General features: G+C 74.7%; 12 protein-coding genes. 9 read left to right on the top strand and 3 right to left on the bottom strand.

The features are described 5' to 3' along the window. Nucleotides 1-242: 242 nt before the first annotated feature. A complete protein-coding gene (locus tag AB6L24_RS36190; protein WP_405662577.1) occupies nucleotides 243-959 on the bottom strand; it encodes a hypothetical protein in 717 nt (238 codons plus the stop codon). A gap of 1,843 nt (nucleotides 960-2,802) precedes the next feature. Between AB6L24_RS36190 and AB6L24_RS36185 the strand changes: the two genes are divergently transcribed. The 9 genes from AB6L24_RS36185 to AB6L24_RS36145 all read left to right on the top strand — a co-directional run bounded on the left by AB6L24_RS36185 (nucleotide 2,803) and on the right by AB6L24_RS36145 (nucleotide 12,074). Further along, nucleotides 2,803-3,318, top strand: coding sequence for an extensin (locus AB6L24_RS36185; protein WP_405662575.1), 516 nt, complete (start codon nucleotides 2,803-2,805; stop codon nucleotides 3,316-3,318). Between the two features lie 78 nt (nucleotides 3,319-3,396). After that, nucleotides 3,397-3,819, top strand: coding sequence for a phage tail protein (locus AB6L24_RS36180; RefSeq protein ID WP_030360079.1), 423 nt, complete (start codon nucleotides 3,397-3,399; stop codon nucleotides 3,817-3,819). Nucleotides 3,820-3,857: 38 nt separating this feature from the next. Then, complete coding sequence (locus tag AB6L24_RS36175) at nucleotides 3,858-4,577, top strand: LysM peptidoglycan-binding domain-containing protein (RefSeq protein WP_405662573.1); 720 nt, start codon at nucleotides 3,858-3,860, stop codon at nucleotides 4,575-4,577. After that, entirely contained in the window at nucleotides 4,577-6,490 is a 1,914-nt protein-coding gene (locus tag AB6L24_RS36170; RefSeq protein WP_405662571.1) for a VgrG-related protein, read from the top strand. Before AB6L24_RS36175 ends, AB6L24_RS36170 begins: the two co-directional genes overlap by 1 nt. A 49-nt stretch (nucleotides 6,491-6,539) precedes the next feature. Beyond that, a complete protein-coding gene (locus tag AB6L24_RS36165) occupies nucleotides 6,540-6,992 on the top strand; it encodes a GPW/gp25 family protein (protein ID WP_405662569.1) in 453 nt (150 codons plus the stop codon). Further along, nucleotides 6,992-8,950 (top strand): putative baseplate assembly protein, encoded by a 1,959-nt coding sequence (locus AB6L24_RS36160; RefSeq protein WP_405662568.1) that lies wholly within the window; start codon nucleotides 6,992-6,994, stop codon nucleotides 8,948-8,950. Before AB6L24_RS36165 ends, AB6L24_RS36160 begins: the two co-directional genes overlap by 1 nt. A gap of 28 nt (nucleotides 8,951-8,978) precedes the next feature. Continuing rightward, complete coding sequence (locus AB6L24_RS36155; RefSeq protein ID WP_405662566.1) at nucleotides 8,979-9,536, top strand: phage tail protein; 558 nt, start codon at nucleotides 8,979-8,981, stop codon at nucleotides 9,534-9,536. Further along, nucleotides 9,533-11,182: an NADase-type glycan-binding domain-containing protein gene (locus AB6L24_RS36150; protein ID WP_405662564.1), complete on the top strand. Its 1,650-nt coding sequence runs from the start codon at nucleotides 9,533-9,535 to the stop codon at nucleotides 11,180-11,182. The genes AB6L24_RS36155 and AB6L24_RS36150 overlap by 4 nt, the downstream gene beginning before the upstream one ends. Nucleotides 11,183-11,294: 112 nt before the next feature. Next, nucleotides 11,295-12,074, top strand: a complete 780-nt coding sequence (locus AB6L24_RS36145) for a polysaccharide deacetylase family protein (protein WP_405663573.1) — start codon at nucleotides 11,295-11,297, stop codon at nucleotides 12,072-12,074. A gap of 64 nt (nucleotides 12,075-12,138) precedes the next feature. Here AB6L24_RS36145 and AB6L24_RS36140 read toward each other — a convergent pair whose 3' ends face one another. Together AB6L24_RS36140 and AB6L24_RS36135 are read right to left on the bottom strand one after the other, a co-directional pair. Next, nucleotides 12,139-13,440 carry a cytochrome P450 gene (locus tag AB6L24_RS36140; RefSeq protein WP_405662561.1) on the bottom strand — a complete coding sequence of 434 codons (1,302 nt, stop codon included), beginning with the start codon at nucleotides 13,438-13,440 and terminating at the stop codon, nucleotides 12,139-12,141. 113 nt (nucleotides 13,441-13,553) lie between these two features. Continuing rightward, a complete protein-coding gene (locus AB6L24_RS36135; protein ID WP_405663571.1) occupies nucleotides 13,554-14,153 on the bottom strand; it encodes a TetR family transcriptional regulator in 600 nt (199 codons plus the stop codon). Nucleotides 14,154-14,243 lie beyond the last annotated feature (90 nt).

Below are 14,243 nucleotides of genomic sequence, written 5' to 3'. Positions count from 1 at the left end.
CGGCTCGCGGGTGAGTCTCGGGGGGACGGGCGGGGGGTTGCCGCTGCCGAGGGGGCTGGGGCCTCCGGTGGCGGTGAGTCCGGTGGCGGTGAGTCCGGTGGCGGTGAGTCCGGTGGTTCTGGGCACGGTGGATCCGGGTCCGGCGGTTCCGGGTCCGGTAGTTCCGGGTCCGGTAGTTCTGGATACGGCGGCGCCGTGTCGGGCCCGGCGCCCGTGGCCGCGTGGCCGGGGCTCGCGCCGATTCAGCGTGCTGTGGACGACGGGCGGGCCGGGGTCTCGGACAGCGCCTTCGGCACGCGGCTGCCGACGTGGCAGAACCCGTCCTTCGCCGGGGCGTCGTCCCTCACCACGGTCCTCGGCACCGGCTCCGGCGGGCTGCTGTCGGGGGCGCTGACCGAGTCGGCGCGACCGGTGACGGGGCTCGAACGGCCTGCGGATTCCCTGCCGTTGGGGGGTTCGGGCGACGCGGCCGGGGCCGGAGTCGGGGTGACGGGTCGGCGGGTGCCTGTGGTGCCGTTGCGGGCGGTCCCGGGGGCGGGGGCTTCGGCCTCTGCGCCCACATCGGTGTCGGCGCCCGCTTCGGCCTCGGCACGGGCTGTGCCTGCGGTGCGGACGGCTGTGCAGACCGCGCGGGAGGTCGGCTCCGGTGGGCGTCCGGTGCCGGAGGCGTCTCCGCGCGGGGCGGCGGCTGCGCGTGGGGCGGCTTCCGTGGGCGGGGCGGCTTCCGTGGGCGGGGCGGCGTCGGTGGCCGGGGCGGCGTCTGTGCAGCGTGCCGCTTCCGGTGGGGTGGCCGTGCCGGAGGCGGCCGGCTCAGGGGTGGTTCCGGCTCCGGTGGGCGAGCCGTCGAGGACTGCGCCCGCATCGGTGCCGGTCGTACGAGCCGGTGTCGCGAGCCCGGCCTCCGCGCCCGCCCCGGCCCCGGCTCGCGGGGTCCGCGTGTCCCCCGTACCGGCTGCCACGCCCTCCGCCGCCCGGCCCCGCCCCCTGACGAAGGCGCCGACCGCGCCGACCACCGTGCAACGCCGCGCCCTGCCCGTCGCGCGGCGCGAACCCACGCCTGCGCGGGCCGTGAGCGGCGCGTCGGCCGGAGTGTCGGCGTCGCCCGAGGCATCGACGGCAGCCGGGGCGTCGGCCGACCCTGACGCCCCGGCACACCGCCCGACCCCGGCCGCCCCCACCACCACGACCACCGATCGGCAGCCCGTACAGCGAGCCGTGGACCAGAGCACGGGCACGGGCACGGGCACCGGAACCGACATCGGCACCGGCACCGGCACCGGCACCGGCACCCGGAACAGCCCCCGACCCCCGTCGGCTCCATCTCCTCCCGGCGAGCAGAGCGCCAAGTCACCCTCTGCAGACGCACGTTCAACACCACCCAGCGCCCCGGCACGACGTCCCGTCACCCCGACCACACAGCCGAAGTCCCTGCAAACGCACCCGAACCCGAAGCAGCCGTCGCCCACCCCGAACGGGCCGCCGCCCTCAGGCAGTTCACGCACGCCCGAACCCCCGCGCGGGCAGACACCCACCCCTGCCCGCAGCCGGGGTCCGGGACCCACCCCGACCGCACCCACAGCCCCGGCACAGAGCAAGGCAGCGGACAGCGCACCGGACGCATCACCGGCAGCGCCCCCGAGCAGGCCCTCGACCTCGCTCACCCCTAACTCCGCGCCGCCCTCGACTCCGCCCGCCACGCACATCCCGAGCGCCCCACGCACCGCGCTCCCCTCCGCCACACCACCGGCACGCCCACAGGTACAGCGAGCCCCGGCGCGCCCTGCCCCCACGACCTCGCCCGCTGCCGCGCCCAAGCCCACCCCCGCGGCCACCGGCCCCACCACCCCGCGCATCACGGGCGACAACGCCGACAAGCCCACCGCACCCCGCGAGTCGCCCCCGACGCCCACCTCGCCCCGCCGGTCGGCCCCCGCGCCCACCTCTCCCTCCGCCCCGCCGAACACACCACCTCCCGTGCAGCGCGCCGCCCGCACCACGTCGGGCGTCACCACGCCCACATCCCGGGGCGGCACCACCCCGGCCCCCGCGTCCCCTACGGACGACAAGGCACCCTCCACCACACCTCCGGGAACCCCGAATTCCCTCACGCCCGCGTCGAGTTCACCCCCCGCGCAGCCCACCGCCACCACCACCGCCAAGCCCCCGGCCGTGCAGCGCGCCGTCACCCGCAAGCCCCCGCGCTCCGGTCTCGGCGCCCCGATCACCTCCACCGCGACCCCCGCGCCGACCACCACACCCGGCACCGCCCCGGCACCGCTCTCCGCACCGGCACCCTCGGCATCGGCTCCCACCGAGCCGACCCCACCGCCCGGCCCCGCCGCGTCAACTCGCCCACCCCTCGCACCGGTTCCGGCCCCGGCACGTCCCCCCGTCAACCAGGCCACCCCGCCCACGCACCAGGTCCAGCGCGCCGCAGCACCTTCCACCACACCCCTGCGACGCCGAACCCCCCTCGGCGCACCCCTCCCCGCCGCCCCCGCGGAGACCACACCCCCCACCCCTTCTCCGAAGCCGTCCCGCGACGCCTCGCACCCCACCGGTGGCACACCCGCGCCGGTCCAGCGCAGCACCGCCCCGACGCCCAGCAGCCCCAGAAGCCCCAGCAGCCCCAGCAGCGCACCCTTCACCGCGCTCCCCCCGGCACCCCCCGGACGTACGGCCACGCCCGCCGCTCCCGGTGCGCCCTCCGCACCGCCCGCCGTCCAACGCGCCACCACCCCCGCGAAACCCGTCCACCTGCGCGCCCTGCCCCCTCCCGCCGACACCGCGCTCCCCCTCCCCGTGACGCCCCTCGCGCCGCCTCCGTCCCCCTCGCGGCAGCCCGCACGCCCGCGCCCCGTCGCGCCGGTCGCGCCCAGCGCGCCCGCCGGGACCGGCGCCGACGGGCCCACCGTGCAGCGGCTGCCCTTCCGGTCGCCGCTCAGGTCCAGCGCGACGGCCGCGCTCGCCGCCAGGGCCGCCGCGACGGTGTCCTCCACCCTCGGGCACCTCACCTCGCGGCGGGACGACGCCGACGTCCCGCCACCGCCCTACTCCCCGCCCGCCGGTCCCCCGCCGCCGTACTCCCCGCCGGGCAACGGGGGCTCGCCGCCGCCGTCCGGCCAGGTGGCAGCGGCAGCGGCGGCGCCGCCCGCGTACAGCCGGGTCCCGGACGGCACGTTCGACCCGAAGGACCTCACGGAGTTCCAGCTCGACGAGCTGACGCACCGGATGATCGGCCGCATCACGCGGCTGCTGCGGGCCGAACTCCGCATGGACCGCGAGCGGATCGGCAGGCTCCGCGACGACCGGCGGTGACGGCCCAGGCCACACAGACGCACGTACCCGCACGGCTGGACGAACGGCCCAGCAGTCACGACAGAAAGGCGCTCCCCGATGCCCCGCCAGGACCCGGGCTCCACCATCTGGTTCTCCCTCTCCATCGACGGCGAGAGCCTCGGCCGCTTCAACGGCTGTGACGGTCTCTCGTCCCAGGTCGAGGTCGAGCACCACCAGGAGGGCGGTAACAACGGCTTCGTGTGGCAACTGCCCTCCCGGGTCACCTTCTCCACGATCCGGCTGACCCGTCCGCTCACCCCGGACACCACGAAGGTCGCCAAGTGGATCTCGTCCGTGCAGACCGGGATCAAGCGGCCCACCGCCGAGATCACGGCGCTGCGCGCGGACGGGTCCGAGGTCGCCCGCTGGGGGCTCATCGACGTGCTGCCCGTCAGCTGGCAGGGCCCCACCCTCGACCCCGGCAGCCCGGCCGTCGCCACGGAGGTCCTGGAGATCGCCCACCACGGGTTCACGGACTAGGGCGTCGAGGAAGCAGGAGAGGAGCGGGGGACAAGCACATGCCCAAGAGCAAAGGCGCGGGCAAGAGCCTCGTGCGCGCCAGTCTCGCCATCCATGAGCCGCCCGTCGGCACCAGCACCACACCGGGGTCGCTCATGAGGACGTTCGACTTCGAGTTCAATCCGGCGCAGCTGACCATCGGCCGCCGCGCCCAGTGGACGGTGACGCCGACGGCGGCCGAACGGGACGGCGCCATACCGGAGTTCATGGGCGCCGAGCCGCGCGAGATGAGCGTGGAGGTGTTCCTCGACTCCTCCGCCAAGCCCACCGGCAAGACGGTCCTGAAGAAGGTGGAGGCGCTGCTCGACTGCTGCAGCGTGACGGCGAAGAGCAAGGACGCCGACCAGCCGTCGCCGCCGTGGGTGGTCCTCCAGTGGGGGTCGTTCGCCACCGCCCGGTTCACCGCGTACGTCAGCTCCGTGCAGGCCTCGTACACCCTGTTCAGCACCACGGGCGTCCCCATCCGGGCCACCTGTCAGCTGCAATTGCACGAGATCCCGGGCGAGCCCATGGGGCAGAACCCGACGTCGGGCGCGCTCACCGCGCAGCGCGTGCACCGGGTCGTCGCGGGCGACTCGCTGCAGTCCCTGGCCTGGCGCGAGTACGGCGACGCCACGGTGTGGCGGACCATCGCCGACGCCAACGGGATCGACGATCCGTCCCGTCTGACGACGGGCACCGAACTGGTGCTTCCCGCACCGCAGGAGGTGCGGCGCTGATGGCACAGACCGCGTTCTCCAGCGTCCTCGACGTCAGGATCGGCGGCGCCGAACTGCCCCGGAAGGTCGCCCTGATGCTCGTCGACGGCTGGGTCGACCAGGGCGCGGGGGTGCCGGCCGCGTTCCGCCTCACCTTCCGCGACCCCCACCACAAGGTCCTCGGCCTGCTCGGCGTCGAGTTCGGCACGAAGGTGGTGCTCACGCCGGTCGCGGACGGCAAGGGCACCGGCGATCCGCTGCTCACCGGCGAGGTCACCGCGCTCGAGGCCGACTACGACGGCACCGGCTCCTACACCGTCATCCGCGGCTACGACTACGGGCACCGCTTCCTGCGCCAGCGCCGCGTGGCCGCGTACACGAACGAGACGGCGTCCTCGATCGCCCGGCGCCTCGCCGGTCTCGCGGGGGTGCCGGTCGGCAGGATCGAATCGTCCGGCGGGCGCTACGAGTTCATCAGCCAGGCCAACGTCACCGACTGGGACTTCATCGCGCGGCTCGCGGACGAGAACAAGATGGTGATGTCCCTGGACGCGGACGGCAGGTTCAACTTCGTGAAGCCCAAGCCGTCGTCGGGCGCGCCCTCGCCGAAGACGGACAGCAAGAAGAGCACCTTCGTCCTGAAGGCGGGCGCCGACATCCTGCGGCTTCGGACCGCGGTGACCGCCGCCGACCAGGTCGACACGGTGCAGGCGCGTGGCTGGGACGTCGCCAACGCGCGGGAGATCGTGGGCACGTCGCGCTCCGCGCGGAACCCGAACTTCGCCATCGGCGCCACCCCGGGCGAGGCGGCGGGCGCGTTCAAGAAGGCCACGCTCGTGCAGACGTCGACGCCCTACGACAAGCCCGCCGAGGTCGACCACGCCGCCGACGCCCTCTTCGACGACGTGTCCTCGTCGTTCTCCGAGCTGGAGGTCGTCGTGCACGGCAACCCCAAGCTGCGCCCCGGCGTGCCCGTCGCGCTCGGCGACGTCGGCAAGCCCTTCGAGGGCAAGTACACGACGACGTCCGTCCGGCACGTGTTCGGCAACGGGCAGCGCTACGAGTCGTGGGTCACCGTCAGCGGCCGCCAGTGGCGTTCCCTGTACGGCCTCACCTCGGGCGGCTCCGACAGCGCGCCGAGGCTGCCCGGCGTGGCGAACGCCGTCGTCAGTGCCGTCGACACCAAGGACGAACAGGCCCGCGTGAAGCTGACGTTCCCGTGGCTCGACGACACGTACGAGAGCGACTGGACGCGCTCGGTGCAGCTCGGCGGGGAGCGCGGGGGCGGGATCTTCCCGCTGGACGTGGGCGACGAGGTCCTCGTCGGCTTCGACCGGGGCGCGCTCGACCACCCCTTCGTGATCGGCGGGCTCTACAACGGCAGGAACAAGCCGACCCGGGACAGCGCCCCGCTGTACTCCGGCGCGCGCAACCAGGCCAGCCGCCACACCATCGCCGACCGCACCGGCAACCGCGTCGACCTGCTCAGCCAGCGCGTGGGCAGTCACCAGGGCGTGCGGATCAGCACGGGCGACGGCAAGTTGAAGGTCCACCTGGACCGCGCCAAGACCGAGATCACGGTGGACAGCAAGGGGTCGGTCACGATCACGGGCAGCCGCTCGGTGTCCGTGCACGCGGGCACGGACCTGTCGCTGAGCGCCAAGGGCAACCTGTCCATCAAGAGCGGCGGGCTGCTCTCCCTGCGGGCGGGGAGCGCGGTCAACGTGAACGCGGGCGGCGGCGGGTTCCGGGTCAACACGTCCTTCTTCCAAGTGACGGCGACCGGCCTCGCGTCCCTCGTCGCGCCCGGCGGGGTCACGGTGAACACCGCTGGGGCGATGGCGCTCACGTCCGGCGCCACGATGGCCCTGACCTCGTCGAACATCGGGCTGAACGGCGCTGTCCTCGTCAACCGCAAACCGCTGCCGTTCTGATGACCACGCACCCGACCCCGCATCCCGGGAGAGGACCGGTGACTTCCTGATGGCCGAACAGTTCGTCGGCTCCGGCTGGGCGTTCCCGCTGCGCATCGGCCCCACCGGGGGCATCGCCCTGGTCAGCGGGGAGCGCGAGATCGAGGAGGCCATCCGGCTCGTCCTCGCCACCGCGCCGGGCGAGCGGCCGATGCGCCCCGAGTTCGGCTGCGCCATCCACGACCTGGTGTTCGCCCCCGTCAACGAGCAGACCGCGGGCCGCATCCAGCACGAGGTGTATCTGAGCCTGGACCGCTGGGAGCCGCGCATCGAGGTCCTCGAGGTGGAGGTCTCCGCGGGCGAGGACCAGAGCGTGCTCTTCATCGACGTCCGCTACGCGATCCGCGGCACCAACAACCCGCGCAGCCTCGTCTTCCCCTTCTACGTCATCCCCTCCCACGAGGACCCGGAGGCCCCGGGGACGTCCGGCGGCCCCGGCAACTCCCCGGAAAGCGACCACTGATGCCCCTGCACTCCCCCAACCTCGACGACCGCCGCTTCCAGCAGTTCGTCGACGACGCCAAGCGCTACATCCAGGAGCGGGCGCCGGAGTGGACCGACCACAACGTCTCCGACCCCGGCGTCACCCTGGTCGAGACGGTCGCCCACATGGCCGACCAGATCGTCTACCGCCTCAACCGGGTCCCGGAGAAGAACCATCTGGCCTTCCTCGACCTCGTCGGCATCACGCTGTTCCCGCCGGTCGCCGCGCGCACCGACGTCACGTTCTGGCTGTCCGCGCCGCGCGAGGAGACCGTGGCGGTGCCCGTCGGCACCGAGGTGACGACGCTGCGCACGGAGGCCGAGGACGCCGTCGTCTTCGCCACCGAGCGCGATCTGCGCATCGTCTCCTGCGCCCTGCGGCACCTGCTGACGCAGCCGCGGGGCGAGCCCGTCGCGGACCGCACCACCGAACTCGCCGAGGGCGGCGACGTCCTGTGCTTCACGGCGGCCCCGCGCCCCGGCGACTGTCTGCTGTTCGGCCTGACCGCGGCCGTCCCCGACTGCGCGGTCGCCCTCGAACTGGACAGCCGCGTCGACGGCGTCGGCGTCGACCCCCGGCAGCCGCCGCTGGTGTGGGAGGCCTGGACTGCGGACGGCTGGCGGCCGTGCGAGGTCCACCGCGACGGCACCGGCGGCCTGAACCGGCCCGGCGAGGTCGTCCTGCACGTGCCCGGCGGCCACGTCCTGTCCCGCAGCGGCGGCCACGAGGGCGGCTGGCTGCGCTGCCGCGTCACCGACCCGCTGCCCGGCCAGCCCTTCTACACCACGTCGCCGACCGTGCGCGCCGCCGACGTCTGCACGGTCGGCGGCACCACGCGCGTCGTGCACGCGGAGACGGTGTACGACGAGGCGCTCGGCGAGTCCAGCGGGCTGCCCGGGCAGCGGCTTCGGCTCGCGCACGCGCCGGTGGTCGGCGATGACCCGCCGGTGCTCCTGCAGACCGCCGAGCACGACGGCTGGGAGGACTGGCGGGTCGTCCCGCACTTCTCCGAGTCCCGCCCCGACGACCGGCACATCACCCTCGACGCGGCCACCGGCGACCTCGCCTTCGGCCCCGCCGTCCGCGAACCCGACGGCTCCCTGCGCCAGTACGGGATGGTCGCCCCCAAGGGCTCCGTCGTCCGCGCCCGCCGCTACCGCACCGGCGGCGGCAGGGCGGGCAACGTGGCCCGCGGCGCGATCAGCGTCCTGCGCACCTCCATCCCGTTCATCACCGAGGTCGTCAACCGCGAGGCCGCGCACGGCGGGGTCGACGGCGAGACCGTCGAGGAGGCGAAGGTCCGGGCCCCGATCACGCTGCGCGCCCAGGAGCGTGCCGTGACCCTGCGCGACTACGAGGAACTGGCCCGCCGCGCCGCCCCCGAGACCGCCCGCATCACCTGCCTGGAGGGCGCCACCGACGAGGTCGGCGCGTACGCGGTGCGGGTCCTCGTGGTGCCGCAGGCCGTGCCCGACCCCGGCGGCCGGCTGCGCTTCGAGCAACTCGTCCCCGGGGACGCGCTGCTCGACCGCGTCACCCGCCACCTCGACGAGCGTCGCCTCATCGGCACCCGGCTCGCCGTGGGCCCGCCCTACTACCAGGGCGTCACCGTGGTGGCCACGGTGCACGCCTTCCGCGGCGTGGAGACCGACCGGGTGCGCCGCGCGGCCCACGACGCGCTCTACCGCCACCTCGACCCGCTCACCGGGGGTGCCGACGGCCGCGGCTGGCCGTTCGGGCGCCCGGTCCAGGCGGGCGAGGTCTTCGCCGTGCTCCAGCGGGTGCCCGGCGTGGAGCTGGTCGACGAGGTCGTCCTGCACCCGGCCGACCCGCTCACCGGCAAGCGCGGCGACCCGACCGACCGCATCGACCTGGAGCCGACCGCGCTGGTCTTCTCCTTCGACCACCGCGTCCGCGTGATCGGGGACGCCGCATGACGACTCCGCCTCGCAGGGGAGGCCCGCGATGAGAGGTTCCGTCGACGGCCTCGGCTCCTCGGCGCCCATCGGCATGATGCTCCCCGCCGTCTTCGCCGACGACGATCTCGCGCAGCGCTTCGTCGGCGGGCTCGACGACGTCCTCGCGCCGATCCTGAACGTACTCGACTGCCTGGACGCCTACTTCGACCCGGCGCTCACCCCCATCGACTTCGCCCAGTGGCTGAGCACCTGGGTGGGTGCGGAGACCGACGGCACCGAACCCGAGCGGCGGCTGCGGGCCGCCGTGGCCGCGGCGGCCACCCTGCACCGCGTCCGCGGCACCCGGCGCGGCCTGTCCGAAGCGGTACGGCTCGCGTTCGGCGTCGAGCCGGAGATCACGGAGAGCGGGGGCGCCGCCTGGAGCGCACGCCCCCGCGGCCCCGTCCCCGGCACGCCACGCCCCCACCTCCACGTCACCCTGCGGCTGCCCGAGCCGACCCCGGCGGACACCCACCGCCTGGACACCCTCGTGGCCGCCGCCCGCCCCGCGCACATGCCCTACACCGTCACCGTGACGGCCGTCGAAAGGACCCAGCAGAGATGACCACGCAGAACTGCGCCGAGTGCGACACCCGCGCGGAACCCGGTCAGTCGTTCTGCGACTCCTGCGGGGCCGTGCTCCGCTGGGACGCGGCGGGGGCGCGGAGCGGGGCTTCGGGCGCTTCGGGGGCTTCGGGGGGCGGGGCCGTTTCGGGGTCCGCCTCCGGGGCGGGCTCGGGCTCGGTCTCCGGGGCGGGCTCGGGCTCGGTCTCCGGGGCGGGCTCGGGGTCCGCCTTCGGGCCGGGCTCGGGGTCCGCCTTCGGGCCGGGCTCGGGGTCCGCCTTCGGGCCGGGCTCGGGGTCCGTCTCCGGGGCAGGAGCTGGTGCAGGGGGCGGTGCAGGAGCCGGTGCGGCTTCGGCGGCGGGCTCGATGGCGGGGTCCGGCTCGGCCCCCGGATCCGGCTCGGCCCCCGGCTCCGGACCGGCCTCGCGCCCGGGCCCGGCCCCCGGCTCCAGGGCCGACACCGGCTGGGACGCCTTCTCCCGCCCCGAAGGCACCGGCCTCGGCCCGTCGGGCGCGACGAGGACGGCCGCCGCGCCCCACCCCGCCCCCGGTTCCCCGGACCTGACGGACACGGTCCCCAACCCCCCGGCGCAGCCCGCCCCGGACGGCTACCCCCCGGCGGCCCCCGTACAGCCCACGCCACCCGACGCGTACGGCTCGCCCGACGCGCACCGCCCACCCGACCCGTACTACTCGCCCGACGCACCGAACGCGTACCACGCACCAGGCGCACCCATACCCGACGACCGGGCCCGTTCCCTCCTCGTCCCCGTCTCGGACCCGGAGCCCGCCCGGCCCGCGCCGACCCCGGCCGTGGCCCCCGTCCTGCCCGGACGCCCGGACGCGGCCCGCCCCCAGGTGCGCGCCCCCGGCCCGCACCTGCAGGAGCCGTACGGCCCGGCCTGCCCGTGGTGCGCCACCCCGAACCGCCCCGACCGCCACTTCTGCGGCCGGTGCGCGATGCCGCTCGCGGAGAACGGGGCACGCCCCACCCCGCCCGGACATCTCCCGTGGTGGCGGCGCCTGTTCGGGCCGGGCAGCGACGAGGCGCCCTGGGCGGGCGAGCGGCCCCGGCTGCGCCGGGTGTTCGACCGGGTCGGCACCTGGGTCACCGCCGTCGTGGTCGTGACGCTGCTCATCCTCGGCGCGGTGTACATCCCCGACGGCTACAACGCCACGCGTGACCACTTCGCCAAGCGCGCCCCGGTCGAGCCGGACCAGATCAAGGCGTCCCGGGCGTACACGGGCCACCCCGCGAAGCTTGCGTTCGACAAGCTGAACAACACCTGGTGGGGGCCGGGGGTGGTGCAGTCGGGCCAGGGCGAGTGGATCGAGGTGGGGTTCGCGCGGCCGACGCGGCTGCTCGACCTCATCATCACGCCGGGGGTCTCGACCCGCGCCGACAAGCTCGACGAGTCGGCGCTGCCGCACCGCGTCAAGGCGACGATCACCAAGAACGACGGCAGCACGACGACCCGCGACCTCACCCTGGACCCGGGCGCGGGCGGCCAGCGCCGCGCCTTCCGCGTCGGCGAGGTCACCAAGGTCCGTTTCACGATCGAGTCGGCCCACGCCGCGTCCGCGAAGAAGCAGGTGGCCATCGCCGAGATCGAGATGTTCGGGCGCTCCGACGGCAGCAGGACCTGACCCCTCACCCGGCCCCCGGGGGCGCCTGACGTGGGAGTCCGCCCACGTCAGCCCCCTGGACACCCCAGCTATACACCCTGCGTATAGTTCCCGCATGCCTGCCATACACAAGATGCGGAAGCCCGCGACCAGGTTGCGCCCGCGCGCCGTCTTTCTCGGGCTGGCCACGCTCGCCGTGAGCGTGGCCCTGTCCGGCTGCACGAAGCTGGACACCGTGTCCCCGAGCACCGTCCGCAAGGACGCGGCGGACGCGAAGCCCGCCGATCAGGGCACGTTCGGGACCGTGGACTGCCGCAAGGCCAAGTGCATCGCGCTGACCTTCGACGCGGGGCCCAGCGAGAACACACCGCGGCTGCTGAAGATCCTCAAGGAGAAGGCCGTGCCCGCGACCTTCTTCACGCTCGGCAAGAACCACATCGTGAAGTACCCCGAGCTGGTCAAGCAGATGGACGCCGAGGGGCACGAGGTCGCGAGCCACACGTGGTCGCACAAGATCCTCACCAAGATCGACGCCAAGGAGGCGCGCGCCGAGCTGGAGCGCCCCAACAAGGCGATCGAGAAGCTCATAGGCAAGAAGCCGACGCTCATGCGCCCGCCGCAGGGCCGCACCAACGACACCGTCAACAAGCTCTCCCGCGAGCTCGGGCTCTCCGAGATCCTCTGGACGGTGACGGCCAAGGACTACACCACGAACGACTCCGCCCTCATAGAGAAGCGGGTCCTCGAGCAGTCCAGCCGCGACGGGATCATCCTGCTGCACGACATCTACAAGGGCACCGTGCCCGCCGTGCCCGGCATCATCGACGCGCTGAAGCAGCGCGGGTACGTGTTCGTGACCGTGCCGCAGCTGCTCGCGCCGGGCAAGGCGGAGCCGGGGAAGGTCTACCGCTAGGAGCCGTGGGCGGCGGGTGGCGAGGCAGGGCGCGGCAGCGGGTCCTGGGCGCGGGGAAGCGCCGTCACCACTCCACGTACAGCGCCTCCGGTGCCCGGTGTATCAGCGTCGGACGCATCCGCACCGGCGGCCCGTCCGAGGCGAGCCTGAGGCCCGGGAAGCGCCCCGTGAACAGCTCCAGGGTCACGCGCAGCTGCTCGCGGGCGAGCTGGGCGCCGGGGCAGCCGTGCGCGCCGAGGCCGAAGGCGACGTGCCGGGCGACCGGGGTGCGGGTGATGTCGAACACGTCGGGCCGTTCGTACCGCCCCGCGTCGCGCCCCGCCGAGCCGAAGCCGACCAGGACCTCGGCGCCCGCGGGGAGCTCGGTGCCCGCGAGGGTGACGGCGCGGGTGGTGACGCGGCGGAAGCCCTGGAGCGCGGTGTCGTAGCGGGCCGCCTCCTCGATGGCGGCCGGGATGCGCTCCGGTTCCTCGCACACCAGCTTCCACTGCGCGGGGTGGCGCAGCAGGTGCAGCAGGGTCGTGCCGATCAGCGCCGTGGTGGTCAGGTGCCCGGCGAGCAGGAAGTTGTGCAGGTGCGCGACCAGCTCGGCGCGCTGCCCGAGGGTCAGCGCGGGGCCCGCGCCGTCGGCCTCGGGGTCGGCCTCGTCGGGTTCCCCGTCGTCGGGGACGAGCGAGGTGACCATCTCGCTGCACAGGTCGTCGCGGGGCGCGGCGTGCCGGTCCTGTACGTAGCCCTCCAGGAGCCGTCGCAGCGCCACCGTGTCGTGGGCCGCCGCGATCTGCTCGTCCTCCGGGAGCGGCCGGAACAGCAGCTGTTCGGAGCTGTGGCCGCCGCGCACGACCACCGGCACGTCCTCGGGGTCGAAGCCGAGGACCCGCCCGATGACCTGCCCCGGCAGCCGCAGGGCGTACGCCTCCATCACGTCCACGCGCGGCCCGCCCCGCGCGCCGGGCCCCGCCGCCGCGAGCGCGTCGACCAGGGCCGTCGCCCGCTCGGTCACGTACGGCAGGACGGCGGCCACCCGGGCCGGTGAGAGGCCGCGGACGAGGGGTGCGCGCAGGCGCTGGTGCGCCGGGCCGTCGGCGGTGACGACGACGCGGCGGCGGGGGCCGCCGCTCCGGTCCTGGCCCTGGCTGAGGACGGCGAGGGCCGCGGGCGCGGGGACGGTGTCCGGGCGCACCGCGTTGGCCGACGAGAACACGTCCGGCCTGCGCAGCACCTCACGGACGTCGGCGTCCCTGGCGACCAGCCAGGCCTGCAGCTCGGGCACGTAGGTGAGCCCTTCGGCACGCCGGGCGCGCGCGTACAGCGGGTAGGGGTCGCGCATCAACTCGTCGAGCCTGGCGTGCTGTTGCCGCTCCATCCTCCTCATGGTGCCCGAGCCGCCGAGCCCCACGGAAGGGCGCGGGCACCCCGCGCGGGGCTCGCGCACCCCCGCGCACCGGCCCCGCGGGACCAGGGCTCCCACGGCCCCCGTCAGCCCCGCGGGACCCCCGCGTCCAGGGCGGGGGCGATGACGGCGAACGCCCCGTCCGTCAGGCCCGCCGGGTCCTCCTTGCCCTCGCTGCCGCTCCAGCGGTGCAGCACGGTGTCGAAGGCGTTCAGGGCCATCCCGGCGGCCAGGCGCGGGTACAGCCCGGTCGCGTCGTCGAGGCCCTCGCGGCGGGCCAGTTCCGCCGCCAGGTCGTCGCGCCACTGCGCCTGCCGCTCCAGGAAGCGGGCGAGCAGCGCGGGCGTCCCGAGGATCAGCCGGACCACGCGCAGTGCCCGCTCGGAGTGGTCGGCGCACTCGCCGAGGGGGACCCAGACGGCGTGCCGCAGCGCCTCGGAGGGCCGCTCCCCGGCGGGCCGGGCGGCCAGCTCGGCGCACATGCCGGTGCCCATGTCCGCGAGGAACTGGACGACGACGTCCTCCTTGGACGCGAAGTACCGGAAGAACGTCCGCTTGGAGACGCCGGCCGCGCCCACGATCTCGTCGACGGTGACGGCGTCGAACCCCTTCAGGGCGAGCAACTGCAGCGCCGCTTCGGTCAATTCGTCCGCGACGAGCTGACGCTTGCGCTCGGCCAGGCTGATTTCACGGCGAGAACTCACCCCGTCATGTTACATGCGATGCCTCGCATGGCACTCGATAGCGCGTTGACACTCGGTGTCATGCGAGGCAGC

This window comes from Streptomyces sp. RK9 (genome assembly GCF_045070545.1).
GTDB classification, from domain to species: domain Bacteria; phylum Actinomycetota; class Actinomycetes; order Streptomycetales; family Streptomycetaceae; genus Streptomyces; species Streptomyces alboflavus.
The sequence above is the reverse complement of the archived record's forward strand: the minus strand, read 5'-3'. Positions and strand labels throughout refer to the sequence as shown.

Excerpts from the sequence above, each read along its gene's own strand:
- AB6L24_RS36160 (WP_405662568.1), top strand. The coding sequence starts at position 6,992 with ATGCCCCTGCACTCCCCCAACCTCGACGACCGCCGCTTCCAGCAGTTC.
- AB6L24_RS36170 (WP_405662571.1), top strand. The coding sequence starts at position 4,577 with ATGGCACAGACCGCGTTCTCCAGCGTCCTCGACGTCAGGATCGGCGGC.
- AB6L24_RS36175 (WP_405662573.1), top strand. The coding sequence starts at position 3,858 with ATGCCCAAGAGCAAAGGCGCGGGCAAGAGCCTCGTGCGCGCCAGTCTC.
- AB6L24_RS36140 (WP_405662561.1), bottom strand. The coding sequence starts at position 13,440 with ATGGAGCGGCAACAGCACGCCAGGCTCGACGAGTTGATGCGCGACCCC.
- AB6L24_RS36180 (WP_030360079.1), top strand. The coding sequence starts at position 3,397 with ATGCCCCGCCAGGACCCGGGCTCCACCATCTGGTTCTCCCTCTCCATC.
- AB6L24_RS36145 (WP_405663573.1), top strand. The coding sequence starts at position 11,295 with ATGCGGAAGCCCGCGACCAGGTTGCGCCCGCGCGCCGTCTTTCTCGGG.
- AB6L24_RS36150 (WP_405662564.1), top strand. The coding sequence starts at position 9,533 with ATGACCACGCAGAACTGCGCCGAGTGCGACACCCGCGCGGAACCCGGT.
- AB6L24_RS36155 (WP_405662566.1), top strand. The coding sequence starts at position 8,979 with ATGAGAGGTTCCGTCGACGGCCTCGGCTCCTCGGCGCCCATCGGCATG.
- AB6L24_RS36165 (WP_405662569.1), top strand. The coding sequence starts at position 6,540 with ATGGCCGAACAGTTCGTCGGCTCCGGCTGGGCGTTCCCGCTGCGCATC.